Source organism: Vibrio palustris, assembly GCF_024346995.1.
Taxonomy (GTDB): domain Bacteria; phylum Pseudomonadota; class Gammaproteobacteria; order Enterobacterales; family Vibrionaceae; genus Vibrio; species Vibrio palustris.
The window spans coordinates 551,823-577,695 of the sequence record NZ_AP024888.1 but is presented as its reverse complement, the minus strand read 5'-3'; the positions used below and the strand labels follow the sequence as shown (position 1 = coordinate 577,695).

Genomic DNA, 25,873 nt, shown 5'->3' with positions numbered 1-25,873 from the left:
TAACGCAAGACGTTATCGCAGATACGCGATGTGATAAACAAGGATGTAGTATGAGTATGGATACTCGAATCTTTTGTCAGCAAGGGCCAATGCACTTGGCCCCGACTCAAACTGGTTGCCTTTCTGGTTATCGGTTTGTGTTTAAAGATCTTTTTGATGTGGCGGGCTACGTGACGGGGGCTGGTAATCCCCAGTGGCTTGCCACGCATGAACCGGCGAATGAAACCTCACCACTGATTACTTCTTTGCTTGCATGCGGCGCAGAATGTGTTGGTCGTGTGCAAACTGACGAGCTAGCTTATAGCCTCAATGGACAAAATATCCATTATGGCACACCTATCAACCCTGCCGCGCTAGAGTGTATTCCTGGGGGCTCATCAAGTGGCTCTGCTGTTTCTGTGGCAAGTGATCTAGCAGATTTTGCGATAGGGACCGATACGGGCGGCTCAGTCAGGGTTCCGGCAAGTTACACCAATATTTATGGATTACGTCCTACACACGGTGTCTTGAGTTTAAACGCCGCATTTGAGTTAGCGGGGCGTTTCGATACAGCGGGTTTGTTGGCCAAACGGCTTAATGTGCTCCACAGTGTATTTGACGCGTTATATCCAAGCGATGAACCAGTAAACCAGATCGATAGTTTATATCTAGATGATGCGTTTTTAACCTTGCTAGGTATTGAACGGTTAGAGCGTTTAGAAAAGTGGTGCCAAGCGTCAAAGATTCCCCTTAAAAGGGGCGCTATTTGCCAACACAGTGAATGGACTCCAAGCATACTCAGTGAAATATTCCGTACTATTCAAGGCTATGACATTATTCAAAATCACGGAGAGTGGTTATCTCACCATGGCCACAGTTTAGATCCTGCTATCGCAACACGGGTGCAGTGGGCTAGGCAGATCAGCGAGAAGGATTATGGTATTGCGCTAGAGCAACGTACAACGTTTAGCCAATGGCTTCATAGGGAAATTTGTCAGACACAAAGTCTTTGGGTATTACCAACCACACCTTCTGGTCCGCCAGCACTCGATATGCAAGAGCCTGCGTTAGCCGAATACCGCTCGCATTTAATGGGCTTAACGGCGTACGCTGGCTTAGCGAGCTTACCGCAATTACATCTACCGATGGAACACTTACCGCAAGGTCCATGTGGGGTTTCATTGTTAGGTGCGCCATACCAAGATGCTGAATTATTGACATTGGCCACACGTCTTACCGATCAAGATTGTTGTGACGAACCGCGCATCGAAAGCAACATAAACACAGGTGATGCCGATGACGACTAAGCAAACGGCGTTTACCGCGCCTCATTATCTTGCAGCTCAAACCGGACAACGTATTTTAGATGCGGGCGGCACGGCATGTGAAGCAATGGTCGCAGCAGCTGCCATGGTCACCGTGCAATATCCGCATATGAGTGGATTAGGTGGCGATGGGTTTTGGCTTATTTCCAAGCCAGGTGAGAAACCGGTCGCGATTGATGCGTGTGGTGCAGCGGCAGAACATGCGACGTTATCCGAATATCAAACCACTTATGGCATGATTCCAGAAAGCGGTGGCGGTGCTGCTCTTACTATGGCCGGCACCGTGTCCGGTTGGAATAAAGCATTGGAATACAACCATTCAGGTTTATCGTTAGCCACCTTGCTAGGCGATGCCATTCACGCTGCCGATGCAGGGATAGCAGTGACCGACAGTTTAGCCTATGCCAGTCACAAAACGTTTGCTCGCTTGCAAGATGAGGCGAGTTTTAATCAATGGTATTTAAAAGACAACATGCCGTTGTCTGCCGGCGAAAAAGTAACGAATTCGACTCTTAGTAAAACCTTACAACAACTCGCCGAACACGGCTTAGACGATTTTTATCACGGCACACTGGCGACATTAATGGCAGAGGATCTGCAAGCTGTTGGAAGTCCACTGCAATTGAGCGATTTTCAACGCTATACGGCGAATTGGTGCGAGCCTTTAACAACGTCTATTTCTAAAGGCGAACTCTATAATCTGGGAGCGCCGACACAGGGCTTGGCCTCGCTATTAATACTGGCCATTTATGACAGATTAGTGGATGACAATATGGTCGAGCTTGATCATATTCATCGCTTAGTTGAGGCGACGAAACAAGCGTTTATTATTCGTGACCGTGTCATTGCGGATCCACAAAGCTTAACTTGTGAGCTGCAGGACTATTTAACGCCAGAGTATATTGATGAGCTAGCCCGTTCGGTGGATGTTAATCAAGCCGCTCCATGGCCTCATATTGCCAAACCCGGGGATACGATTTGGATGGGCGCCTGTGATAAAGACGGAACCATGGTGAGTTTTATTCAAAGTTTATATTGGGAGTTTGGCTCTGGAGTCGTTCTTCCGCAAACCGGAATTGTGTGGAACTGTCGAGGGAAAAGTTTTTCATTGGATCCTAAACACCATAATGTCTTAGCACCAAGAAAAAAACCGTTTCATACCTTAAATCCCGCTTACGCCGAATTAAAAGATGGGCAACGGATGGTTTATGGCACGATGGGCGGAGAAGGGCAACCACAAACTCAAGGTTGCTTATTTAGTCGGTATTGTTACCAAGGCGAAACATTGCAAGATGCTGTCGCTAAACCCCGCTGGCTATTGGGGCGCACTTGGGGAGCTGAAACCGATAATTTACGTCTAGAAAAAGCGCTTTATGATTCACTCGGCACAAGTTTACACAAAATGGGACACGATGTGGTCAGTGTCCCTAATAACAACGAGGTGATGGGGCACGCAGGAGCGATCATCAGCTGTACCAATGGCACTGCACAAGCAACGAGCGATCCTCGCAGTGACGGAACCTACTTATTGGGAGACTATCATGGATAATCAACAATCACTTTTCGAAACACTGAACCCGCCGCAACGTCTATTGATGGGACCTGGGCCGATTAATGCTTACCCACGCGTTCATCAAGCCTTATCGCAGTCTTTGATTGGTCAATACGATCCGGTTATGACCGGATATATGAACCAAGTACAAAGCCTTTATCGCGGAGTCTTTCAAACCAATAACCAACATACTTTGCTGGTGGACGGAACGGCGCGTTCAGGTATTGAAGCTGTACTGGTGTCTGTACTCAAACCTGGCGATAAAGTGTTAATTCCCGTTATTGGCCGTTTTGGGCATTTGTTATGTGAAATCGCCCGCCGTGTTGGGGCTGAAATCCGAACCATCGATATAGAGTGGGGAGGCGTCTGTACGGCAGAACAAGTAGAAGCAGAAATCAAACGTTTTCAACCTAAGCTATTGGCGACAGTGCAAGGTGACACCTCTACCACGATGAACCAACCCCTCAAAGAGATTGGCGAAGTTTGTCATCGCCACGGGGTGTTATTTTACTGTGACGCAACCGCGTCCATCGCCGGTAATGAGCTTAAAGTGGATGAATGGCACCTTGACGCCGTATCGGCCGGTTTACAGAAATGTCTAGGCGGGCCGTCTGGTTCTTCACCGATTACACTAAGCGAACAATGTGCTGACGTGATTAACCGTCGTAAGCATGTTGAAGCGGGGATACGCGCAGACCACCATCAGGAAGGTGGTGATATGATGATTCAATCAAACTATTTTGATCTTTCGATGATCATGGATTACTGGGGGCCAGAGCGTCTTAACCATCATACAGAAGCGACCTCTATGCTCTATGCCGCGCGCGAGTGTGCTCGTTTATTTCTAGAAGAGGGGATTGAGAATACCATTGCTCGTCACAAACAAGCGGGACACGCCTTGGCTAAGGGACTTTCCGCGATGGGGTTACGTTTGTTTGGCGATCAAACCCAGAAAATGAATAATGTGGTTGGCGTTTATATCCCTGAAGAGGTTCAAGGGGATGAAGTTCGCGCGGAGCTACTCAATCGTTTCGGTATCGAAATCGGCACATCATTTGGGCCTCTTCACGGTAAAATCTGGCGTATTGGAACAATGGGATACAATGCTCGTCAAGATTGTGTGTTGACCACCTTGGCGGCGTTAGAAGCGATTCTTATTCGTCATCGTGCACGTATTGACGTGGGCCAAGCGGTATGTGCGGCAATGGAATGCTATCGTTAAGATGAAAAATCGTAACAATATCAGGCAGTGAAAATAAAGGAATACCAGCATGGATAGCGCTTTACTGACAGCCAATCAGATTATGGACCAAGCCGACATTTTGGCGACTTTCAGTGCCGATGATAACGGCTTAACACGGGCTTATTTAACTCAACAACATCAACAAGCTCATCAGCAATTACAAAAGTGGATGCAAGACGCAGGGTTAGTCAGCTGGGAAGATAGTGTCGGCAATCAATGGGGGCGAAAGGTCTCTGCAAATCCGACACAGCCTACGCTCATTATCGGTTCTCATAGTGACACGGTCACGAATGCCGGCAAATATGATGGTAATCTTGGTGTGTTACTGGGTATCGCAGCTTTAGCCCAATTACGTAATGTTGAGTTCCCTTTTCATATCGACGTTGTTGCTTTTGCCGATGAAGAAGGCACTCGATTTAATACAACGTTAATTGGGTCATCCGCTGTGGCGGGAATTTATCCCACTGAATGGTTAACCGTAACAGATAGTGACGGTGTCACAATTGGTGATGCTATGCGTAAATTTGGTTTAGATCCAACCAATATTGCGTCTGCAGCCAGAAAGGCGAGTGATGTACTCGCCTATTTAGAAGTGCATATTGAGCAAGGACCTGTTTTAGAAGCAAATAATCGTGCACTGGGCGTCGTAACTGGTATTGCCGGCGCTAAACGCTATGAGTTTATAGTGAAAGGGTTTGCTGGACATGCCGGCACCGTGCCTTTGCCATTACGTCAAGATGCACTTTGTGGTGCCGCGGAAATGATTCAATATATTGAATCATATGCGAGCCAGCATAACATGGTGGCAACGGTTGGGGTGTGTCATACCCCGCAAGGGGCGGTTAACGTAATTCCAGGTGAAACTCGTTTTACGTTGGATATTCGTAGTGATGACCAAGCAAAGTTAGATCATGCGGCGCAAGAACTACTTAAGCGATTACACCTTATTGCTGAACATCGTCACTTACAATTGAATGCGAGCAATATCTATGACGCCCCTGCTGTATTGTGTGACGAAACACTGCGCCAATCTTGGGGAGAAGCGGTAGAAACAATAACAGGTCAAACGCCGTTATATTTAAGCAGTGGTGCTGGGCATGATGGATTAGCGATGGCAAGCCTAACTAAGGTCGGGATGTTATTTGTCCGTTGTGAAAAAGGTATCAGTCATCACCCTGCTGAGAGTGTGAATGCCAGCGATGTGGGAGTCGCATTACAGACGTTGGTCGCGATGATTGAGAGCATGCAAACCACGAGGTAATGAAAGGGATCGGTTTGCTCGTATTAGATGACGAGCAAACTGGCTCTAGCGACAAACACCTTGAATATTGTGGTTAATGTGTACGTTCATATACATGTTTGCCTGCCACATAGGTGGATTGGACAACGCATTCATTACCAAGCATGATCAAAGCAAACAAGCGACTTTCTAAGTTATCCACACGGCGTAAACGCTGTTTGAGTATTGGGCTATTATCAACATTGAGCACGATAAAATCCGCCTCGGTTCCTACGTTGAGGTTGCCGATTTTATCGTCTAATTGCATCGTTACCGCAGAACCTTGAGTACATTGATACAGTGCTTCAAAAGGATCAAGAGGATAATTTTGTAGCTGACAGGCTTTGTAGGCGTCCGCGAGATTTTCAAACAGTGATAAGCGAGTACCCGCGCCAATATCACTCCCAAACGCCACGTTGACATTATGCTTTTTTACTTTTTTATAAGGGAACAAACCACTTCCCAAGAAAAAATTGGATGTCGGGCAACTGACTATAGTCGCGTTGGTTTTCCCCAAACGTTGTAATTCTTCCTCACTAAAATAGATACCATGACCCAGCAGGGTACGCTCTCGAATTAAGTTCGCATTTTCGTAGATAGATAAATAATCCTGATGTTGCGGATAGAGCTGTTTGACAATATCGACTTCGGTTGGACTTCCACTGACATGAGTTTGTATAAATATATCGGAATGGCGCTCAGCAATTTGCGTTATTTGCGACAATAGTTGCGGGCTACACGCTGCAGCAAATCGTGGCGACAGTGCATATAAATTACGACCTTGATTGTGCCACCGTTCAATCAGTGCTTGTGTTTCGTACGCGGCTTCTTTGGGCTTATCTCTTAGCATATCTGACGCAAAGCGATCCATCATTACTTTTCCGCAAATCATCCGCGCTTGGTAGAGCTCCGCGGCCTCAAAAAAGGCATGCACCGATTGTGGAAAACGAGTTGCATAGACACTCGCCGTGGTAGTGCCATTGGCAAACAGCTGATTAATAAAATCGATCGCTTGCGATTTTGCATAATTAGCGTCTTGGTATTTTTTCTCAGTCGGATATGTGTAGTTGTTTAACCAATCGACCAATTTTTCGCCATAACTGGCCATCATCTCCATTTGTGGATAATGCACATGCGCATCAATCAAACCGGGAAAAATGACACCATTGTGTGTTGTGATCGTTATAGTATTTGGATTCAGATGGGCTTGATTGTTAAAGAAATGTTCAGCACTACCCATATATTGGATCTTACCTTTGTCGACGATCAGGATACCATCCTCAAAAAATTGATAATCGTTTTGCGGTGAATGAGTGGCTCGCGGAAAATGAAATATTCGACCACGATGAATTTGTAAGGGAGTGTGCATAATACTTCCAAGTGTCATATTGAGAGTGATTTGTTCACGTTCAATCAACTAAGTTGTGAGAAAAAGCCGAGCTTAATATATGATAATACCCAGATATAGCGCCTAGTGATTTGCGTCTAGTTTCATATATCTTTAATCCGTAACTTATCATAGTGTTACGGTCATTCCATGAATTATCGTTAGTCAATAAGGATCTGGGTGTCTTATTCTTGAGAATACATGCAAAAACTTTGTATATAGTCGTCTCATTATGCCCATCATTAATTGTCTCTTAGTGACTCGTACAATAAAGGATGAAAAGAACGTTATGCAAATTAATTCGGGTGTGCATAATTACATGGAAACGTTAGTCGGGCAGGCATTGTTAGAGCTCGATTTTCACCGGCAATATGATGATGAACAAATGGCAGATTTAGCTTGTTTAGCATTGAATCAATTACGTCCCGTTTATATTCGACATGATATTGATTTTTTAGCCGCCTTAGCGGAAGATCGTCTAGTGCTGCTGAAGGAAAAAGCACAAACAGCATTGCTGGCAGCAGAGTCAATGATAACCAATGATAGACGTCAAGACAGGGAACAAGACCTACCAGTTACCTCAGCTCGAGATTGGTTTGCAGAAGATCAAGAGTTAGAGTGGTATGAAACCCCTATTTTAAAAACAGACAATACACAGAGTTAAAGGAGTTATTGTGGGAATATTTACACGCTTATTTGGTGAGAAAAAGCCTGAAGTAAAGGTAGAAATCACGCCTGTGGAATATAAAGGCTTTTACATTTACCAAGAAGCGCTGGAAGAAGGTCGACAATTTAGGGTCGCTGGACGCATTACCAAAAGTGTTAATGAACAATTACAAACACATACCTTTATCCGTTCTGATGTGTTACCCACTGAACAAGAAGCCAATGAACTCATGCTAAAGAAATCACAACTGTTCATTGACCAAATGGGTGATAATATTTTTTCGTAAGACGACGGTGTCCTCATGGGCGAGCTATACTGACGTAGCCTCAATGATTGAACAAATCAATGATTGAGGTTTTTTGTTATCGCTAACAATGCTCTGTCCGTTTTGTTGGCGTCTAGCGAAGTAAACGTAAACGCTTTATATTAGATGAAAAAATAGATGCTATTTGGCACTTAGATTCGCCATTTTTCGATCAAGTGTGTTTAAATGAAAACTCTGTCATGATGTCGTAATCTGTTGGATACTGGGCACGTTTAGCATCATGAGACCACAGAAGATGAAAGTGTAAAATGTGAATGTATTCCAATTGTTTGGAATACATTCACATTATCAATCAAAAGCGGTCAATCGCTACGCACTACAGAGAGACGACGTGTTAAGATGGCCAATGTATTGAGCAGTGCACCGCAGTCCATAGTCACTAAATGATGAGTCTGCAAGGCCATTTTTCCGAAAGATAACCATTATTGACATAAATATAACATTTAGGTGTATGGCTTCGTCAATACTCTGCCAACGTTTTGAATTCATGACTTATAAAAGATTTCTATTGAAAAACGCAATCACGACAACATGTGTAGTAATGGGAGCATTATTTTCTTCTCTTGCCCATGCAGATTCGCTACCAGAACGTATCGATCTGTTTGTATCACTATTTGACTACGACAATGCGGTTGTGTCTTATAAATTAGATACATTGCAACGTGATTTCCCTGAGACATTGATTAAACCTGAAACCATGTTGCCGCAAACATCAAAATATCCATTGAATGCTATTCAGCGGCTCTATCGTTTAGCGAAAAACTGTAGTGGTAAGTTACCGTATAACCCTCTTGTGACTGAACCTCTGTCATTTACTCGTGCAGTTTGTAAAGGAACCAAGCTTAAGCCCAGTTGGTTTGCACGTAGTGGTTTAATACATCCCGGCGGAGGGACTTACGCTGCTCGCTACGTTAAAAAGCACCCCAATATGTACAATTCGTTGAAGCAATATATGCATATTGATGAGCGCTCTAAAGCTCCCGCTAATACGTTGTTAGGGCGCTTACAATCAATGAATAGTCAGTCATTGCAAGCATTGCTTGATGGTTCACTGATGTTTAGTGAGCACGAGGAACTCTGGTTAAGAAAAGGAGACAAATATTATGTCTTTGATTCAACTGATTGGAGTCATAATGCACGTAAAGCTGGGTTAACGTATAACTTAGCGAGTTCAAGCACGGCATGTTTTGTTCAACGCGGTAATATATGTTGGGATATAGAAGATCATTCAAGCTTATTACGTATAAGCATGATTGTACTGGTTATCGCAAATATACTGCTGGTGTTGGGTTGGGCTATTTATCGCTGGAATTCTAAGCGTAATGAAATGCGTAGTCGTATGCTGATTTTGCAGATACTGACTCATGAATTGAGAACACCAATTGCGAGTTTATCACTGACAGTAGAAGGGTTTCGGCGTGAATTTGAACACTTACCGGAGACGGTATATGACGAATTTCGACGTTTATGTGAAGACTCTCGTCGATTAAGACAGCTTGCAGAGGCAAGTAAAGATTATTTGCAATCAGATAATAAGCCACTTTCAACACAGTGGGTGCCTTCTGTTGCTGAATGGTTAGAGTTTAAAGTGGAAGAGGAGTTTTCGGTTCCTATTGCGCTAAATATTGATAACGACATAGCCGCTAAATTGAATGTATATTGGTTAGGGACGTGTATTGATAACTTAATTCGTAATGCTGTGAAATATGGCGTTGCTCCTGTTGCGTTGGATGTTACAACCGCAGAAAACTCAGTCACGATAAAAGTGATGGATCAAGGCTCACTTAGCCATAAAGATTGGCGGCAATTGCGTAAGCCATTTGTGAGTAAAAGCGGTCTTGGGCTTGGATTGACTATTGTAGAATCAATGGTTGGAAGAATGGGCGGTACGATGAGCCTTATTGGACCACCAACAACATTTATATTGGAGATACCTTGTGAAACAGACATTGCTTCTCGTTGAAGACGATAAAAATTTAGCAGACGGCCTATTGGTAAGTTTGGAACAAGCGGGATATAACTGTTTACACGCTGAGACCATTGCGGAAGTAAAACCGCATTGGGAACATGCTGACCTTGTTGTTTTAGATCGCCAATTGCCTGATGGTGATTCTGTTCAGCACCTAGCTGAGTGGAAACAAATTAAAGATGTGCCTGTGATTCTATTAACCGCGTTAGTAACGGTTAAAGACAAAGTAGCAGGTTTGGATGCTGGTGCGACAGATTACCTAACCAAACCTTTTGCAGAAGCGGAACTCTTTGCGCGTATTCGTGCACAAATGCGTGCTCCTGATGAAGAAGGGAATGCAGACGATAACAAAGTGATTACCAATCATTTAGTGATAGATAAATCGACGCGTGAAGTTTTTTATCAAGACGAGTCGATCACACTGACTCGTACAGAATTTGATTTGTTGTTATTTTTAGCAAGCAATCTCGGTCGTGTCTTTACTCGTGACGAACTGCTTGATCACGTGTGGGGTTACAATCACTTCCCGACAACTCGTACTGTCGATACTCACGTATTACAGTTGCGCCAAAAATTGCCAGGGTTAGATATTGAAACCCTGCGTGGTGTCGGATATAAAATGAAAGCGTAATAAATGAAGAAAACGCTATTACTGGGCACGTTATTAAGCGTGCCCTTTGTTGCTCATGCTGAATGGTTCGAAGATAACACACCGTTAACGCAAGCCCACCAACACTTATTGGAAGGGAATTTAACGAGTATGTTCGACTCTATGGTTGAAGTGTGGCAATTAGATAAAAGTGACGATATTAGTAATCATTTAAACGGTTTACTGGGTCAGGCGCTAACCGCAGATTGTGGACGAGGGCTCGACAGTAAACAGTTTCCTGATTGGATAAACGCGGTAACCTTGCGACGGGTCAATATCCAAAGTCCGGGCAGAGACGCTTACCAAGTATTGATCGAAGCTTCAGCTGGTAAACCGGTTAGTGCGATCCGTTTAACGCAATGGGTTGATCAATCTATTTCATCTGATTCGAGTTTTAAAGCGATTAAACCGAGTGAAGCGATAGATTATTCGCCAACCACACAGAATGCGGGAAGTAATACTCATCATTATGTGAAGCGATATAATCTTAATAATGAACTGTCGGTTGGTCTGTATCGTTTGGATATTACTGCCAAAGACCAAGAATCTTGGAGTACTTGGGTTATCTTGGGTAATCAAAAAGCCAAACGTTCAGTACGTTGGGCATCCAAAGATCATTGGAAAGTAGAGAAAAATGCGTTACTAAATAAATATTGTCCACTTCCTAAGCTGGGTGTCACTGTTTACGATTATGTCGATAGTGATTATAAACCTATCTGGAAACATTTTTATGACTCAGATTTTCCAACGTCACTGCCGGTTGATAGTTTACCACCTAATAACTACGTGATGGCGGTATCAATCACTGAGCAGCGCTGGCAAGGGCCATTGATACTTGAAAAATCTCAAGTCATCAGTAAAAGCTACAGTGTTGCAAACAAAGAGCAAAAAAATTAAAGATAGCGCATATTAAGCCGATAAGAAATAAACAATTTATCGGTTTACCGCTATGTATAAACTTCCTTTTTTTAAATACAGCGTTTTATCAGCCTCTGTTTTATGGGTAACATCTTCCTTTGCAGCGGCTCCTCACTCGATTGAAGCGCGTGGGGATGGCATGGGTGGCGTCGGTGTTGTCTCTGCAACCTATCTTACTGCTCCTTTTTATAATCCTGCATTAACAGCAATTTATCGGCGTAATGATGATGCTGGTATGATTCTCCCCAGCTTTGGTGGCATTTATAATGACCAAGATAATATGTTGGATTCCATTGATAGACTATCCGATCTTTTAGACTCTACACGTGACAGTGTAACACAAGAAAAAATTACTGCGTTGGATGGTGAGCTTAACCAAATTAACGGTTCACAGTTTAATGCTGAATTAGGTGGTGCTTTTGCACTAGGAATTCCAAACCCATACCTATCAATGAATATCTTTGGTAAAGCCTATTCAGAATCATTTGTTACAGCGAATGTTGGCAATTGCCAAACATCAAGCAATACGAATCAATGTACACTGCAAAAAGCACAAAATACCACGATAGATGCGGTCTCGGTAGCGGTGACTGAAGTGGGGGTATCGGTGGCACGCTATAATACCGTTTTTGGTCAACATATGGCTTTTGGCCTATCTCCTAAATTACAAAGAATTTATACCTTTGTATATCAAGCCACGCCAGAAGAGTTTGAACTTACTGATGTTGCTAAAAATAGTAATGCAGAAAATCAACTTAACTTAGATGCCGGTGGGCTTTGGTTCTATGGACCTTATCGTTTGGGGGTATCTGCATCTAATCTAGTACCTCATAATATTACGACGAAGACAATTAGTTCAGCTAATGGTAATGCACTACAGTATGAATATAAAATGCGTCCTTTATATACGGTCGGCGCTGGTATCGTAGCTGATTTTTTTACCCTAAGTATTGATTATGATCTTAATGAACTCCGCCGTTTTGACGCGTTTGACGACAATACTCAAATGCTTAGAGTAGGGGCGGAGATAGATTTACTTCGACAGTTACAACTGCGTGTTGGTTATCAAAAAAATATAGCTTATTCCGGTCGGGAGCCGACCTATACTGCTGGAGTGGGCCTATCACCATTAGGTTTATTTCAAATGGATATAGCAGCAAGTTATACGAATGAAAATTCTATGGGGGCATCCATAAACTTACTTGCTACTTACTGAATTTCACTTTATATTCGTCCTCCAAACTCAGGAGTAAATATAATGTTTGAAGATCTACCGACGATGACTCACGAAGAACAGCAAGAAGCTGTTGAAAAAATACAAGAAATGATGCGTCAGGGAATGAGCTCAGGGGAAGCGATTAAACTGGTTGCCAATGAGATTCGTGAAGCCCAAAAAGACAAGAAAGCATAATTTGAATCGCCAAGGTATTGCAAAGTGCCTTGGTTTTTTTGTATTAAAAATATAAATACCTAAAAATTAATAACTTAAAGTAGTATTTTATACTGTCGTTATTTCCATATGACAGTGTACATATATTCTGTCGGCCGCTTTTTATCAAATGTAGATACTTTATTAAGTTAAAAAAATAACCTGCCAATATTATGATCTTGAACCTTCGCAAGGATCATGTTTGCGAAGTTATCAACAACGTTATCCTGCATTTACAAAGTTCATTGTGACTACACAAGACCATAATGCACTATAACTAAATATTTTACTCAAGAAAGCCACATACTTTTAAATCTACATCGATATAAACCATTCACTTTTCTTGGCTTTCTAATGTCTCACCAGGCACTAGTTTCGACATAACTAAGCAACAATAGCGATGAATTATCAGCGCTGAACCAAGTAACACAAATAGTTTTAGTGCCCATTCTTGAGATAAAAATAAGTATAAATAGGCGCTGACCGCTAAAGCGAGTAGGGATGTGGTTGTACTTAAACAGATCTTTAAACGTTGTTTCATGTTCGTTCCCTCATTGTCATGTTATTCCATTTTCTCTATTGATGCGACTTCTTGTTACGCTGTCACGGGTTGCCACGTGGCCCGAAGTTTGAATCGTGCATTATTGCATTAGATTAATTGGTAAAAGTGACACAAAGATGTTTTATCCACAAACATTTCATATTTTGGTAGTGTTTAAATTGTAGCCACTATATTTGAGAATCGAAAATTTAATGCATGCTCATACATCATAATCATCGATAATTTTGAGCTTCCTCAGTGTTATTGGATTGTTTCCTTAAGCGACACAATCTAGTTTTTCATTATCATGTAACTAGAATTGTGCATAAATGTTGTGATTATGCTTAGTTTTATTGATTAAACTTATGAAAGTGAGCATTCTTACAGAAGCGATACTTGTAAGCTAAAAGATCGGCTAATAATCGATAAATCTTTGATGTCAGTAATATACTTTGCTCTTTAAAGCGATTAGAATTAAAGACCACACTTATTTAAGGGCAATGTTTATGACTCAGAAAGCTGCATATTTGTATTACCTTGGAGTAGCGGCAACGCTTTCTTTTGGTTTTTCTTTCTTCGTATTTTTCTTAGCGGTTACTGAGTAAATACGAGAGCTCCACCGTGGTGAACGTGACGTCACGGTGGAGTTAACCCGATGGCCAACTAAAAGTGATGTTGTCACATATTAAATGTATGGGATGCATGCATGTGGTATAGCTCCATTTAGTTGGTTAGCAATAACGTTGTGAATGAAACATGTTGATAGCCACACGGATAAGAGTTGATGTTATGGTGTTTAAACACAGCCATACTTTCGTGAGGCACTGAGGTACAAACTTTTCAGTTCAATAATGGTTATTTTAAGACTTAATGAAGTGATTGGTAGTGCGCATTTTTATTGTCAGATTACGTGTTTGTAATCGTGAGTGTTGAGTACTTCGGATTGCTAGCCGAAATCTCGGATTATACTATGAGTTACTGCATATTTTCAGGTAATATGTAATGTCGCCTTTGGTGCGCATTATATGTGTTATGTTAAATAAGGTTGTGGTGAATATATCTCGTTAAGATGAGATATTTACTCTATTGTGTTTTGTTATACCCCCACTTCTCTAGTGATAATAGATATAGATAGCTGCTATTAAACATAATGTATTTACCATAAAATACCTAATAATCAGTTAGTTATCTTTCAGATACTGACTGATTATTAGTGAGCCCACGCTCCCTTTGCAGCGTTGTTTTATAACCTGAGTATTAATGTAAAGTGACTGGACCAAGATTTCTCATTTGGCCAAGAACCCAGTTTACCCGATGACGCACGTAACTCGTCATTGGTGCGGGATGAATTTTGTAGGGATTAGGCAATACGACCGCAAGTTGTGCCGCTTGATAGCGACTGACTTGGCTCGCATTAATGCCAAAGTAATGTTCTGATGCTGCTTGTACACCATAAATACCTGGGCCGAATTCAATCACATTAAGATAGACTTCCATGATCCTTTCTTTACCCCAAATAAGCTCAAGTATTAGCGCAATATATAATTCGTAAGCTTTACGGATATACGTATGACTTGGGTACAAAAATACATTTTTTGCTGTTTGCTGAGTAATGGTACTTGCACCTCGATCAGGCCCTCCAGAACCACTTGTTTTAATCACTTTCCATAATGCGTGAAAATCGATTCCCCAGTGTTCGGGAAAACGCTGATCTTCTGACGCCATTACCGCTAAAGGTAAGTACGGCGAGATCTCTGATATCGCAACCCATTGATGTTCTATTTGCTGTGGGTACCCATCAATAGGAAATAGTGTTCGATGAATTTCCCATCCCCAAAATGGTGGGTTCACAAATTTCATAATGAGTGCTAGCAATATAGGCGTACCGAGTAACACAGCAAAAAATACCATAATGGTCTTTTTTATTCGGCGAATTACTCGATTTTTTATTCCGGTCACAAAGCTTCCTATTTTAATGGCATTGCGAGTCTTGAGTACGGTAAGTACGCACAAAGGTTGTAAGACATTCTTGAGTGCATGCCTAAAGTATTTTCATCTACCTACGCTAAATGCGGAATCTAACATTGGATAATGCCACTAATCGGTCTAACGTTAGCTGTGTTGTAATAAAAATGGCATTGACTGTAAATTTATCAGAAGTGACATGGGTATTGTGTCAGGTCTGTTTAAACTATAAATAATCGTGAGAAGCTTTCACGTAATTGTTTCTTTGCTAGCTGATTCATACCAATAAATATGACGAGTATCTATCGAATGAGTTTGAGTTATTTTCGCTAGTAAAAAGCCATGCTTGAAAACATGGCTTATTACATAGTTTGAGGTTTAGCCACCGGCTAGTTTTACGGTATGACCCTTTTTCTCCAAGTGCGCTTTTATTTTATCGCGCATATCACCTTGAATTTCAACACATCCATCTTTGACGGAGCCGCCACAGCCACACACTTTTTTCAGCTCTGCTGCTAACAATTTTAATGGCGCATCGTCCATATCCAAGCCTTTGATTACTGAAACGCCCTTGCCTTTTCGCCCTTTTGTTTCTCGGTGAATACGCACAATCCCGTCGCCTTGAGGACGAATTTTTTGCTCTGGCTCTGGGTCAATTCGCCCAACGTCGGTTGAATATACTAATGTCATAAAATATCTACTTCTTTGTTCGTTATCTCTATTTACCTTCGGCGCGCTTCTTGGCAATAAGATAGGCTTCAATGTGTTTTTGAATGGCTACCTTAGATCCTTTGATTAAGCGTCCATTAAAAAAACAATACCAAGCATTCGCTTCTCCCGTATCGTTTTTTATGGTGTATCCATTAAAGTTCTCTTGAGCGCCAGCGCTAACCGTATCATCTTTTCTGGGTTGTAATGACTCAAATTCTTTTGGATCGATTAAAGACGCAGTGTCACACCACCAATCAATACTTTTCTTTACTGCTGCCAGACTTCCCGTGATAACATGTTTTTTAATTCGGGCTTGCCAAACTTCAGTCGAATCATTGGCGGATTGCAGTTGCACCCCGCGATAAATTGATACAGCCATAAGCGCTCGCTACTCTTGTGTCATTTCGTTAGTATAAATAATAATTGTATATTTTAGCTTAGCAAGTCTCTTTCTGTCCAAACTTCTAGTTTATGGTGTTTTCATTGAAAAAAAATTGTTCTGAGTTCACAGATTCTACACTTCAGCGTCAATATCGCACAATTTTGCTAAATGAGCTGACGGTAGAAGGTTTTCAAGATATTACCCACAATGGGTATGCGAAACGGTCATGCGTGGCCATGGTCAAAGATTGGAATTTATTTCGCGAGTTCTGCCAATTTAAGCAAGTGTCTCCTTTGCCGGCATCAACAACGGCTATTCGCCTTTTTTTAGAAAAAGAAGCGCGGGAACGTAAATTTTCAACGCTACGTCGGTATGCCATCACGATTAGTAATATTCATAAACTAGCGGGCTATAGCGATCCGACACGTACTCAGCCAATCCGGCAGTTATTGATGCAGTTACGTTTGGATAAGTATGGTGACGGCAAACAAGCAGAAACATTCACAGCTGGCCATTTATCTCAATTACACGAAGGTTTAATTAATAGTGATGTCGCTAAAGATATTCGTGATTTAGCCATTTATCATGTGATGTTTGAGTGTGCTCTTAAACGTGGTGAGCTTAAACAATTGTTATTAGAGCAATGTGTCTATCAAGACGATATCGTCATGATTGAATTAGGCGAAACCTCTTACAAACTCTCCGATGAAGGCAAAGAGGCATTAATGCGTTGGTTGAATTTGGTTGGTGTTGAGACGGGGCCGGTATTTCGTGGCATTAATCGTCATGGGCATATTGCATCTGCGCCACTGGATGACTCATCTATTTATCGGGTTTTACGTCATGCTGGAGAACGTTTAGGGCAACCTGGCTTAAAGTTTTCTGGTCAATCGACACGAATTGGTGCTGTAAAAGAATTGTCGAAACAGGGATATAAAGCGCGGGAGATCCAGAGTTTTGGTCGCTGGTTAAGTGCTGCAATGCCGTATCAATATCTTGGAGATACCAATACGGCGGAGCGAGAAAAGCTTAAGTTCTTAGCAATTAAACCTTGGGATTAACCGCTTTACGAATGTGCTGAGCTAAAAACTCAGAAAAGACATGCCCATTATGTTTTAGCATCTTAGGAAACATTGAAATCGGCGTCATACCAGGGAAGGTATTGACTTCGTTGAGATAGACATCACCGTCCGGGGTTAAGAAAAAATCAATGCGAGAAAGGTGACGTAGTTTCATGTGCACAAAGGCTTTCCTCGCTGATTCACGAATGATATCCCGTTGTTCATCACTTAAGTCATCTACCTCGACTGTAGTTAAAGAGTGACTATCGGCACCGTATTTTTCTTCATATGTGTAAAATGCATTGTTAGGCGCAATCACTTCACCAGGCTGTGTAATGAACACTTCGTCGTTGTATTCATAGGCGGCAACCTCAAGCTCGCGGGGTTGTACTGCTTTTTCAACTAAGACTTGCTCAGAGAAAGTAAAAGCTTGCTTGATGGCGTCAGCTACCGCGCTGATTGACGTGACCTTGTAACACCCTATGGAAGACCCTTGCCTAGCGGCTTTGACAAATACGTTGCCCCACTCCTGAACGGCTTTTTCAGTGCGTTCAATAGCGTCATCATTATTCTCTGTTAAGAAAAGATAAGGAGTATTAGGGATATTGAGCGCATCATACCAAAGCTTTGAGGTGATCTTATTAAAGCTATTACTACTCGCTTCTGGACCACAACCTAAATATGGAATATTCGCGAGATCTAGCATAGATTGAATATCGCCAGTTTCTCCTGGATACCCATGAATGCACGGTACGACAAAATCGATGACATGTGTGTCTGACACACTCACAAGTGTCGCCGAATTAATATCTAACGTGACTAATTCCTGTGCGTTGTTGTACCAGCCTTGCGCTTGTATCTCGACACGAACAACGTCAAACTCATGATTAAGAGTGAGTTGCTGTTCGATATAATTCGCTGAAATGAGAGAGACGTCGTGCTCTGACGAAGCGCCGCCACACAGTAATAAAATTGTTGCTTTTGCCATTAACTTAATCCGTGACTTACCCAATAAGGTTTAGGTCTATAATAGTCGATTAGCCAACAACTTACATTGCTCTTAATGCATTGTTTACTGAATTCTAGCTTAATCGGTTATTTAGCCGACAATCAAGGGGCGTACTTTGTCTCTCAGTATATGCACAGCCCCTTTCTCTGGGTTACTAATTCAGTTTATTCATTGTCGGGAAGTTTGAGTTCTTAATCGAATCGATACTTTTAACAAATGGTTTTAAGTCTTTTAGCTCTTTTGGTAGGGATTCTGCTGCTTGTTTCGCCTGTGTGCGAGTAGCGTAATCACCATAGAGTACTGAAAACCATTTCGTACCGTTCACTTCTTTGTAGTTTTCCCAAATTGGTTGGCCTTGTTTTGGTAATTCCTTAACAAAACTATCCACTTTATTTTGTGCTCCAACCGCAACAATTTGAATGGTGTACCCAAAGCGAGTTTGCGCTTGTTGTTGCTTTTTCGATGGTGGAACAATGCTGGTCATATGCTCCTTGCTTTTTGCCGGTGTTTTGGCTGCTGATTGAGGCTTAGCTTGGGTCATTTTCGGGGCGGCGTCTTGTTCAGATACCCCTTGCATCTCATCTTGATTGGATGAAAGAGGCTGAGTAACGTCAGCGAGTTTAAAATCTTCCCGGTGGCTCTGTGAGGTGACATCGGTTACGTAATGTTCAGTGGCACAAGCAGACAATAAAGCTGACAAGCCGATGATGATAATTTTTTTCATGGGATCTCTAACACTCTTAATATAGATATACGTTAAATCATGCCGATAGCAACGGCGAGAATCAAGTTGATGTTGCCAATATACAATGCTTTCCTGTGATTTATGACACAATATAGACTTAATCCACAACAGTTGTGATCGCTAAGACACTAATCATACTCTTAACAAGACACAATTCATGATAATAGTGATGGTACACAAAGCACTTTTTCGTGAGTAAAGAATAGTATGAATCGATTAACCGCCCTACTCAACCCCAAATCTGTTGCCGTGATCGGTGCGTCAAGCCGGATTGAACGTGCTGGGCATGTTGTGATGAAGAATCTACTAACCGCTGGCTTTAATGGCGTTATTATGCCGGTTAATCCTCGTTATTCTTCCGTATGTGGCGTGTTAGCTTATCGTAATATCGAGAGTCTCCCTTTGGTACCTGATGTCGCGATATTATGCACTCATGCTTCTCGAAATGTAGAGCTTATACAGCAGCTTGCCGACAAAGGTGTCAAGTTTACTATCATCTTATCCGCCGATATGTACAGTGCCACTGCGCAAGGTGAAACCATTAATGCGCATTGCCAAGAAATCGCAAAGCGCACAGGAATGCGAATTTTAGGGCCAAATAGCTTAGGTGTCATTTTACCGTGGGTTAATTTTAATGGTTCGTTTTCTCCGACCACCGCTAAGCGGGGTAATATTGCGTTTGTTTCCCAGTCTGCCGCAGTGTGTACCACCATGTTAGATTGGGCTAATGATAAAGGTATCGGTTTTTCTAACTTTATTTCATTAGGGAACGCCAGTGACGTCGATTTCGCTGAATTATTAGACTATCTAAGTGTAGAACGCCATACGACTGCCATTTTGCTGTATATAGACAGCATTAGAGATGCGAGACGATTTATGTCCGCTGCGCGTGCTGCTGCTCGTAACCGAAGAATCTTAGTGGTAAAAAGTGGACGAACCTTAACAGGGACACGCGCCACTCATCAACATACCGGCGGGATGGAATCATTTGATATCGTTTATGATTCGGCGATACAGCGCTCTGGCATGCTGAGGGTATACACGATGCATGAGCTGTTTGCCGCCGTAGAAACACTCACACATACTGTTCCTCTGCGTGGAGAGCGTTTAGCCATTATGACCAATGGTGGCGGACCTGCGATTATGGCGCTCGATACGTTACTCGAAAAAGGTGGGAAACTGGCACAACTTGAACCTACCGTGATTGAAAGGCTGAATGAGCAGCTTCCGGAAAGTTGGTCACACAGTAATCCTGTCGATATTGTTGGCGATGCAGATGCTAAACGTTACATTGTCACTTTAGATGCTCTACTCGATAGTGATAACATCGATGCTATATTGATTATGCTAAGCCCATCTGCCATTGCAGATGCAGATGAAACTGCACAAGGAATTATTGAATTTATTCAAAGAGATGGGCGAGCCAAAAAATTTAATATTTTAACGAATTGGTCTGGTGAACAATCCGTACATTCCGCGCGTAATCGCTTTAATCAAGCTGGTATTCCGACTTACCGGACGCCAGAAAGTGCGGTAAGTGCTTTTATGCACTTGGTAGAGTATCGTCGTAACCAAAAGCAGTTGATGGAAACCCCTACGAACACAGAATCATTGCAATATGGCCATTTGGATGCCGCGCATCATTGGATTGAAGATAAGCTAAACAACGTCTCAAAGGTTGATTTAGAAACGCATCAAATTAAGCCTTTATTACACGCTTATGAGTTTGATTTGTTAGCGACGTATGTTGCTTCAGATGCCAGTGAAGCGGTTCATTTAGCCAACCAAATTGGCTATCCTGTCGCGCTAAAACTGCATTCACCTGATATTATGCATAAATCAGATGTTCAGGGAGTGATGCTGAATTTACGTAATGCACAAGAAGTTGCCAGCGCAGCTCAAGCGATTATTGACCGGACGGAACTATCCTACCCGGCGGCGCATGTACAAGGTCTACAAGTGCAAGCCATGGCGTCAACGACGGGAGCGGAAGAGTTACGAGTAAAAGTCATTCAAGATGCTATTTTTGGTCCAGTGATTTTATTAGGTCAAGGAGGGTCAGATTGGCGTGAGCACAGTGATGCGGTGGCATCACTACTGCCGTTAAACACGACTTTGGCACGTTACATGATTATCCGCGCGCTAAAACAAGGGAAAGTTCGCCTGCAAAAGGGACACGCCCAATTTGACAAAATTAAGCTCGCGGAGTTATTAGTCAGGTTGTCTCAAATGATCATTGAGTGTCCGCAAATAGAGACCCTTGATATTCACCCCTTATTAGCGACCAAAGAGCGTTTTACGCTGGTCGATGTGGATTTAACATTGTGTCAGTTTAGCGGTGATGGCCAAAGTCGTTTAGCGATTCGTCCGTACCCAACTGAGCTTATTAGCCATTGGATAGACAAGCAAGGTGACCCTGTCACGTTTCGTCCTATTCTTCCCGAAGATGAACCACGACATGCCGACTTTATTCGTCAAGTTTCTAAAGATGATCTTTATAAGCGTTTTTTTAATGAAGTCGGTGAATTTAACCACGAAGCATTGGCTAATATGACGCAAATAGATTATGACCGAGAAATGGCGTTTGTGGCGGTACAAGATAATTGTATTATTGGTGTATCACGGGCGCTCATTAACCCAGATAATACCAATGCTGAATTTGCGATTTTGGTTCGTAGCGATTTAAAATCTCGAGGGTTAGGTAAACAGTTGCTAAATAGAGCCATTCAATACTGCCGTGATAAAGGAACAGCGACAATATCAGGTATGACAATGCCGTCGAATCAAGGCATGATTACATTGGCGAAACATTGCGGATTTACAGTTGAGATCTATTTGGAAGATGGAGTGGCAGAATTATCATTGCCACTCCATGAATAACGAGCGGTTAACGCAACGTCCAATGCTTTTTAAGGTATTGTATACACCACGATTTTGCTTCACCTAGCTTATTACGTCGCCAAGCCATGATAAGTTCTAGCTCTCGTGGTTCACTGCCTTCAATTTGAATGAGTTGACCACTTTCCACAAAAGGCTGTGCCACTTGTGTTGGCAATGTCCCTATCCCCAGACCGTCAACTAAAGCTTCACATTTCACGCTCATATTGGTCACCGTTAGACGGGGCTGCTTTTCTAATATGTTGACACTAATGGCTGGTTGATCTCGCGCTGTATCTGCAATGGCGATAATGCGATATTTTTGACGAGTGATGTCATCAAATGGCCCTGCTGAACGTTTATGAACGTAATGATCGCTCGCCGCATACCAGGCGATTTGTAACTTACCTAATGGCTGAGATTTGACATCTTGTGGGAGTGTCTCTATTTTCGGGCATACTAACAAATCCGCACGATTGGCCGATAAGGATTCCCAGCAACCAGCCAAAATTTCTTCTTGTAAACGTAGGCGGGTTTTACTGACCGTGCCGAGGGCATCAACTAAAGGGAAAAAGTTATTAACTGGAATAATACCATCAAATGCGATGGTCATTTCGAGTTCCCAGCCATTAGCTAAAACTGTTGCATCATGAACGAGCTTTTCGGTTGAAGATAACAATGTCCGTCCATGTTCTAATATCAATTGCCCGGCTTCGGTAAAATTAGCTTTATGACCTGAACGGTCAAAAATCATAATGTCTAAATCTTGCTCAAGTTTTTGAATTTGATAGCTAAGTGAACTCGGAGCTCGATTTAATTCATTGGCCGCTGCTGCAAAACTTCCTCGACGGTCAATCGCATCAAGAATGTGTAACGCTTCAAGAGTGATAGGGCTCTGCACTATAGTTATTCCTTTTTATTATGTACGGTTGTTACGCCTGAGCAATGTTGCAAACTGACAATATCTCTTTCGTCATCAGCGATGTACTATTTATTCAACCAATAATTTACACTGCTTAGCGATAAATGCAAAGATACGGTAATAAAACAGTGATATAGGTGTCTGAATTTCTTGAATTATACGGAGATGGTTAGGAACTATTGGTCACTAACCATTTAGTTATAGTGCATTAGGGAGTATAAAAAAGAGTAAATCCTAGTGGGTTTACTCTTAACTATGGCACCTAAGTATCTAAACGATGATAAAAAAGTAAATTTGATACTCGGTAAAAGAATTAACGTAAGTTTTTCATTTCTTTGGAGAGCATAACGGCCCCAGTAACGATAAAAAATACGATTAAACCTAATGACATAATAAGTTCCTATTGAATAAACTATAAACCAGATGAACAAATAATAGCAGAATGTGTTGTTTTTTACAGCACATTCTTTCTTGATTAAGTTAATTGTGGTTTGACCCAAACTTGGCTGAAATCAAACCACCCTAATGCATTACATTTGGCGTTTTGTAATGATCCACATTGCTCTTTAGACACCCCCAACCAACTGTGAAAAAGTGGTATAACTTGATGATTGTCTACTAATGACTGTCCAAGTGAACGCCCAGGGAATTCTTTGTTCGGAACACTACGCCAAGCATCAATTTGCGCGGCCCACTGAGAAAAGTTCTCTTTGGAACTTAAATGCTGAATATGTGAATCATTTAATAGCCAAGCCGCTAAAGCCTCATCTCGACGATTTGCAATTCCCATGCTTTGCACCCAAATATCGACATTGGGTGATGTTTGGGACTCTGAATCGTGTTGGATAACATCGACATGCAGACCGTCATAATTCAAAATACGTTTTAATACATTAACAAGAGCAGGATACATGGGATGATTTGCCTGATATGCAATAGAAATACGTTGCTTCTCTGGTAATGTGTCGTCTGGATTGATGGGGGGCTGATGATACCAGCCTGGTTTTAACCCATGCGCCGGGACTAGCCCCATATCCACGATGCTCGATTCAGGCATTAACCGCAGTACGTTTAATGATCGTAACCGCTGGGACAAATATCTCGCCCACTCTACATTTTTTGCGACGCCATCACACCGATTGAGCAACAAATATGTGCAGCCGGGATCAAGCCCAACATCTTCTTGTGAAGACACCTTGTGTCCTAGCTGACTCGGAGTGTCAATAGAAGGAAAAACTAACGAAGAATGTATCGAGCTTATTACCCACACTTCCACCCGATCTAGCAGTGGTCTGAAGCCAAAATAACCATCAAAAGCTTGTAAAATAAGTCGTTTATCATCATTGATGAGCACTTTATATGGTCCCGTGCCGATGGGATACACATCAAAATTATCTTGGCGCTCACTTGCGGGCAACATAATATTCGCGCAGGTTTCAGATAGCCACAGTGGCAGGTAATGATCATCACGCGATAAGTAAATATCAATCACCCACTCAGACGGCGACTTAATTGCTTGAATATGTGAAAAAAGGTGGAAACTCTTGAGTTGTAACAAACTCTCGAGTGCAATCTCTGTGGTTAATAACTCTCCGTTATGAAAACGCACGCCTGGCCGTAAAAAAAATCGCCAGTGACAGGCTGTGATCGACTCCCAATGATGCGCTAACTCAGGCCGAACTTGCTCGTCATCATCTAGCCGAGTTAAACCACTGAATACTTGCTTAACAATGTGGCGTTCTGAGCGTCGCATCGTTTTCAGCGGGTTGAGCATCGATAACGGCCGATAATACGGCAGACGGATAACCGGCAACCCTTCTGCATGCTGTATCCCCAAATAACCTTGTATCACTTTGCTCAGTTTGGCCGCATCTTGGTCGAGTACATTTAATGCTTGACCAATTTTACCTTCGTCGAGGTAACGCCGTGCTAGGTTTTCACTCACATCCGTTCGAGAGCGCCTAAATAACAACCTAGAAAGTTTACCGCGTCCTGCCGCTGGGTGCCATTCAACCCAGCCTTCTTCTTCCATTTTATTCAAAACAATACGAGCGTTACGGCGTGTACAGCAGAGAATGTCAGTGACATCATCGAGCTGAGTCTCAGCATCTTCGCCGTGAAAATGTTCAAACAGCGTTTCAAACTGAACGCGTAATCTTGGACTGCTCATAAGGAGGAAACTCACTATTTACTGACTAGCGTTTTAGTTTCCCTATTTTTCATCTTTGATGCAAGTGTCTGAAGCGGCTTTAACGAATTTCACATCCTAACTCTTCGCTAATCCATTTTAATTGATCCGTATTGTCTACTTTTATAGACCACTTAACACCACCGCCATTTGCCATGATAACATTGGCTTCTTGACCAAATAACGTTATCGACTCTTGTTGTGCTTGTAGGACGGTATCGGGCATATCCGTCAAACGAATTAAGATTTCATGGGGAGTCACGATCAGTATGCCGCGAGAGAATTCAATACGCATGGTTAGGTTTTGTCTTTTGCTGTGTGATGTTTTACGGCTAAGGTTATCCGACTCGCACAAACCAAACGGTTTTTTTCGTCTCGAATATCAATTTGCCACACTTGGGTCATTGCGCCACGATGAAGAGCCACGGCGGTACCCGTTACCGTTCCCGAACGTACCCCACGCATGTGATTTGCATTAATATCAATTCCGACACAATAACTGTTCTCATCCACACTGAAAAAACCAGCGACCGACCCTAAGGTTTCAGCTAAAACTACAGATGCGCCCCCATGCAATAACCCCATAGGCTGATGGGTAAAAGAGCACACAGGCATCGTGGCCGAAAGCCAGTCATCTCCTATGTCGGTATAGACAATATTAAGATGTTCGATCAACGTATTGGTGGATGTATGATTAAGAATATCGAGACTTATTGGCTTTTTCCAAATTTTCATACTCTAACCTCTATT

At 42.4% G+C, this 25,873-nt stretch carries 24 protein-coding genes; 13 read left to right on the top strand and 11 right to left on the bottom strand.

The window, feature by feature from the left end; genetic code table 11:
• The first annotated feature begins 50 nt into the window (after positions 1-50).
• The 4 genes from OCU30_RS14965 to OCU30_RS14950 are packed head-to-tail and all read left to right on the top strand — an operon-like array spanning position 51 to position 5,360.
• Entirely contained in the window at positions 51-1,286 is a 1,236-nt protein-coding gene (locus OCU30_RS14965) for an amidase family protein (RefSeq protein ID WP_077314262.1), read from the top strand.
• Positions 1,276-2,853 (top strand): gamma-glutamyltransferase family protein, encoded by a 1,578-nt coding sequence (locus tag OCU30_RS14960; protein ID WP_077314263.1) that lies wholly within the window; start codon positions 1,276-1,278, stop codon positions 2,851-2,853. The genes OCU30_RS14965 and OCU30_RS14960 overlap by 11 nt, the downstream gene beginning before the upstream one ends.
• A complete protein-coding gene (locus OCU30_RS14955) occupies positions 2,846-4,078 on the top strand; it encodes a pyridoxal-phosphate-dependent aminotransferase family protein (RefSeq protein WP_077314264.1) in 1,233 nt (410 codons plus the stop codon). The genes OCU30_RS14960 and OCU30_RS14955 overlap by 8 nt, the downstream gene beginning before the upstream one ends.
• A gap of 49 nt (positions 4,079-4,127) precedes the next feature.
• Positions 4,128-5,360, top strand: a complete 1,233-nt coding sequence (locus OCU30_RS14950; RefSeq protein ID WP_077314265.1) for an allantoate amidohydrolase — start codon at positions 4,128-4,130, stop codon at positions 5,358-5,360.
• A gap of 73 nt (positions 5,361-5,433) precedes the next feature.
• Here the strand turns inward: OCU30_RS14950 and guaD are convergent, their stop codons facing one another.
• The gene (guaD, locus tag OCU30_RS14945; protein WP_077314266.1) at positions 5,434-6,747 is read right to left on the bottom strand and encodes a guanine deaminase; all 1,314 of its coding nucleotides are present in this window, start codon (positions 6,745-6,747) and stop codon (positions 5,434-5,436) included.
• A gap of 307 nt (positions 6,748-7,054) precedes the next feature.
• Here guaD and OCU30_RS14940 point away from each other — a divergent pair, with 307 nt between their 5' ends.
• From OCU30_RS14940 to OCU30_RS14910, 7 genes are all read left to right on the top strand, one after another.
• A complete protein-coding gene (locus OCU30_RS14940; protein ID WP_077314267.1) occupies positions 7,055-7,429 on the top strand; it encodes a late competence development ComFB family protein in 375 nt (124 codons plus the stop codon).
• Between the two features lie 10 nt (positions 7,430-7,439).
• Positions 7,440-7,718: an HlyU family transcriptional regulator gene (locus OCU30_RS14935; RefSeq protein ID WP_077314268.1), complete on the top strand. Its 279-nt coding sequence runs from the start codon at positions 7,440-7,442 to the stop codon at positions 7,716-7,718.
• Positions 7,719-8,298: 580 nt separating this feature from the next.
• A complete protein-coding gene (gene vxrA / locus OCU30_RS14930; protein ID WP_235861876.1) occupies positions 8,299-9,720 on the top strand; it encodes a sensor histidine kinase VxrA in 1,422 nt (473 codons plus the stop codon).
• A complete protein-coding gene (gene vxrB / locus OCU30_RS14925; RefSeq protein WP_077314269.1) occupies positions 9,695-10,357 on the top strand; it encodes a response regulator transcription factor VxrB in 663 nt (220 codons plus the stop codon). Before vxrA ends, vxrB begins: the two co-directional genes overlap by 26 nt.
• Before the next feature lie 3 nt (positions 10,358-10,360).
• A complete protein-coding gene (locus tag OCU30_RS14920; RefSeq protein WP_077314270.1) occupies positions 10,361-11,272 on the top strand; it encodes a DUF2861 family protein in 912 nt (303 codons plus the stop codon).
• Positions 11,273-11,324: 52 nt separating this feature from the next.
• Complete coding sequence (locus tag OCU30_RS14915; protein ID WP_077314271.1) at positions 11,325-12,509, top strand: conjugal transfer protein TraF; 1,185 nt, start codon at positions 11,325-11,327, stop codon at positions 12,507-12,509.
• Positions 12,510-12,551: 42 nt separating this feature from the next.
• Positions 12,552-12,704, top strand: a complete 153-nt coding sequence (locus OCU30_RS14910; protein ID WP_077314272.1) for a YoaH family protein — start codon at positions 12,552-12,554, stop codon at positions 12,702-12,704.
• 352 nt (positions 12,705-13,056) lie between these two features.
• Here OCU30_RS14910 and OCU30_RS14905 read toward each other — a convergent pair whose 3' ends face one another.
• The 4 genes from OCU30_RS14905 to OCU30_RS14890 all read right to left on the bottom strand — a co-directional run bounded on the left by OCU30_RS14905 (position 13,057) and on the right by OCU30_RS14890 (position 16,318).
• Positions 13,057-13,263 (bottom strand): hypothetical protein, encoded by a 207-nt coding sequence (locus tag OCU30_RS14905; RefSeq protein ID WP_077314273.1) that lies wholly within the window; start codon positions 13,261-13,263, stop codon positions 13,057-13,059.
• 1,257 nt (positions 13,264-14,520) lie between these two features.
• Positions 14,521-15,174, bottom strand: a complete 654-nt coding sequence (gene mtgA, locus OCU30_RS14900; RefSeq protein ID WP_235861877.1) for a monofunctional biosynthetic peptidoglycan transglycosylase — start codon at positions 15,172-15,174, stop codon at positions 14,521-14,523.
• Positions 15,175-15,606: 432 nt separating this feature from the next.
• Entirely contained in the window at positions 15,607-15,918 is a 312-nt protein-coding gene (yciH, locus tag OCU30_RS14895; RefSeq protein ID WP_077314274.1) for a stress response translation initiation inhibitor YciH, read from the bottom strand.
• 28 nt (positions 15,919-15,946) lie between these two features.
• Positions 15,947-16,318: a DUF3319 domain-containing protein gene (locus OCU30_RS14890; protein WP_077314275.1), complete on the bottom strand. Its 372-nt coding sequence runs from the start codon at positions 16,316-16,318 to the stop codon at positions 15,947-15,949.
• 104 nt (positions 16,319-16,422) lie between these two features.
• Between OCU30_RS14890 and OCU30_RS14885 the strand changes: the two genes are divergently transcribed.
• On the top strand, positions 16,423-17,382 hold the full coding sequence (locus OCU30_RS14885) for a tyrosine-type recombinase/integrase (protein WP_077314276.1): 960 nt from the start codon (positions 16,423-16,425) through the stop codon (positions 17,380-17,382).
• On the opposite strand, the gene OCU30_RS14880 is transcribed toward OCU30_RS14885, so the two are convergent.
• Together OCU30_RS14880 and OCU30_RS14875 are read right to left on the bottom strand one after the other, a co-directional pair.
• The gene (locus OCU30_RS14880; RefSeq protein ID WP_077314277.1) at positions 17,366-18,370 is read right to left on the bottom strand and encodes a D-alanine--D-alanine ligase; all 1,005 of its coding nucleotides are present in this window, start codon (positions 18,368-18,370) and stop codon (positions 17,366-17,368) included. The genes OCU30_RS14885 and OCU30_RS14880 overlap by 17 nt on opposite strands.
• A 175-nt stretch (positions 18,371-18,545) precedes the next feature.
• Positions 18,546-19,115 carry an SPOR domain-containing protein gene (locus OCU30_RS14875; protein ID WP_077314278.1) on the bottom strand — a complete coding sequence of 190 codons (570 nt, stop codon included), beginning with the start codon at positions 19,113-19,115 and terminating at the stop codon, positions 18,546-18,548.
• Positions 19,116-19,343: 228 nt separating this feature from the next.
• Between OCU30_RS14875 and OCU30_RS14870 the strand changes: the two genes are divergently transcribed.
• Positions 19,344-22,016 carry a bifunctional acetate--CoA ligase family protein/GNAT family N-acetyltransferase gene (locus tag OCU30_RS14870; RefSeq protein WP_077314279.1) on the top strand — a complete coding sequence of 891 codons (2,673 nt, stop codon included), beginning with the start codon at positions 19,344-19,346 and terminating at the stop codon, positions 22,014-22,016.
• 7 nt (positions 22,017-22,023) lie between these two features.
• Here OCU30_RS14870 and OCU30_RS14865 read toward each other — a convergent pair whose 3' ends face one another.
• The 4 genes from OCU30_RS14865 to OCU30_RS14850 all read right to left on the bottom strand — a co-directional run bounded on the left by OCU30_RS14865 (position 22,024) and on the right by OCU30_RS14850 (position 25,858).
• Positions 22,024-22,914 carry a LysR family transcriptional regulator gene (locus tag OCU30_RS14865; RefSeq protein ID WP_077314280.1) on the bottom strand — a complete coding sequence of 297 codons (891 nt, stop codon included), beginning with the start codon at positions 22,912-22,914 and terminating at the stop codon, positions 22,024-22,026.
• 496 nt (positions 22,915-23,410) lie between these two features.
• Positions 23,411-25,105 (bottom strand): SgrR family transcriptional regulator, encoded by a 1,695-nt coding sequence (locus tag OCU30_RS14860; RefSeq protein WP_077314281.1) that lies wholly within the window; start codon positions 25,103-25,105, stop codon positions 23,411-23,413.
• A 79-nt stretch (positions 25,106-25,184) separates the two neighbouring features.
• Complete coding sequence (locus OCU30_RS14855) at positions 25,185-25,418, bottom strand: DUF3389 family protein (protein WP_077314282.1); 234 nt, start codon at positions 25,416-25,418, stop codon at positions 25,185-25,187.
• A gap of 2 nt (positions 25,419-25,420) precedes the next feature.
• A complete protein-coding gene (locus OCU30_RS14850) occupies positions 25,421-25,858 on the bottom strand; it encodes a hotdog fold thioesterase (protein ID WP_077314283.1) in 438 nt (145 codons plus the stop codon).
• Positions 25,859-25,873: the final 15 nt, after the last annotated feature.

Bases quoted from the DNA above. Each gene is read 5' to 3' on its own strand.
- OCU30_RS14965 (WP_077314262.1), top strand. From the start codon at position 51: ATGAGTATGGATACTCGAATCTTTTGTCAGCAAGGGCCAATGCACTTG.
- OCU30_RS14960 (WP_077314263.1), top strand. From the start codon at position 1,276: ATGACGACTAAGCAAACGGCGTTTACCGCGCCTCATTATCTTGCAGCT.
- OCU30_RS14955 (WP_077314264.1), top strand. From the start codon at position 2,846: ATGGATAATCAACAATCACTTTTCGAAACACTGAACCCGCCGCAACGT.
- OCU30_RS14950 (WP_077314265.1), top strand. From the start codon at position 4,128: ATGGATAGCGCTTTACTGACAGCCAATCAGATTATGGACCAAGCCGAC.
- guaD (WP_077314266.1), bottom strand. From the start codon at position 6,747: ATGCACACTCCCTTACAAATTCATCGTGGTCGAATATTTCATTTTCCG.
- OCU30_RS14940 (WP_077314267.1), top strand. From the start codon at position 7,055: ATGCAAATTAATTCGGGTGTGCATAATTACATGGAAACGTTAGTCGGG.
- vxrA (WP_235861876.1), top strand. From the start codon at position 8,299: ATGGGAGCATTATTTTCTTCTCTTGCCCATGCAGATTCGCTACCAGAA.
- OCU30_RS14920 (WP_077314270.1), top strand. From the start codon at position 10,361: ATGAAGAAAACGCTATTACTGGGCACGTTATTAAGCGTGCCCTTTGTT.
- OCU30_RS14915 (WP_077314271.1), top strand. From the start codon at position 11,325: ATGTATAAACTTCCTTTTTTTAAATACAGCGTTTTATCAGCCTCTGTT.
- OCU30_RS14910 (WP_077314272.1), top strand. From the start codon at position 12,552: ATGTTTGAAGATCTACCGACGATGACTCACGAAGAACAGCAAGAAGCT.
- OCU30_RS14905 (WP_077314273.1), bottom strand. From the start codon at position 13,263: ATGAAACAACGTTTAAAGATCTGTTTAAGTACAACCACATCCCTACTC.
- mtgA (WP_235861877.1), bottom strand. From the start codon at position 15,174: ATGGTATTTTTTGCTGTGTTACTCGGTACGCCTATATTGCTAGCACTC.
- yciH (WP_077314274.1), bottom strand. From the start codon at position 15,918: ATGACATTAGTATATTCAACCGACGTTGGGCGAATTGACCCAGAGCCA.
- OCU30_RS14890 (WP_077314275.1), bottom strand. From the start codon at position 16,318: ATGGCTGTATCAATTTATCGCGGGGTGCAACTGCAATCCGCCAATGAT.
- OCU30_RS14880 (WP_077314277.1), bottom strand. From the start codon at position 18,370: ATGGCAAAAGCAACAATTTTATTACTGTGTGGCGGCGCTTCGTCAGAG.
- OCU30_RS14875 (WP_077314278.1), bottom strand. From the start codon at position 19,115: ATGAAAAAAATTATCATCATCGGCTTGTCAGCTTTATTGTCTGCTTGT.
- OCU30_RS14870 (WP_077314279.1), top strand. From the start codon at position 19,344: ATGAATCGATTAACCGCCCTACTCAACCCCAAATCTGTTGCCGTGATC.
- OCU30_RS14860 (WP_077314281.1), bottom strand. From the start codon at position 25,105: ATGAGCAGTCCAAGATTACGCGTTCAGTTTGAAACGCTGTTTGAACAT.
- OCU30_RS14855 (WP_077314282.1), bottom strand. From the start codon at position 25,418: ATGCGTATTGAATTCTCTCGCGGCATACTGATCGTGACTCCCCATGAA.
- OCU30_RS14850 (WP_077314283.1), bottom strand. From the start codon at position 25,858: ATGAAAATTTGGAAAAAGCCAATAAGTCTCGATATTCTTAATCATACA.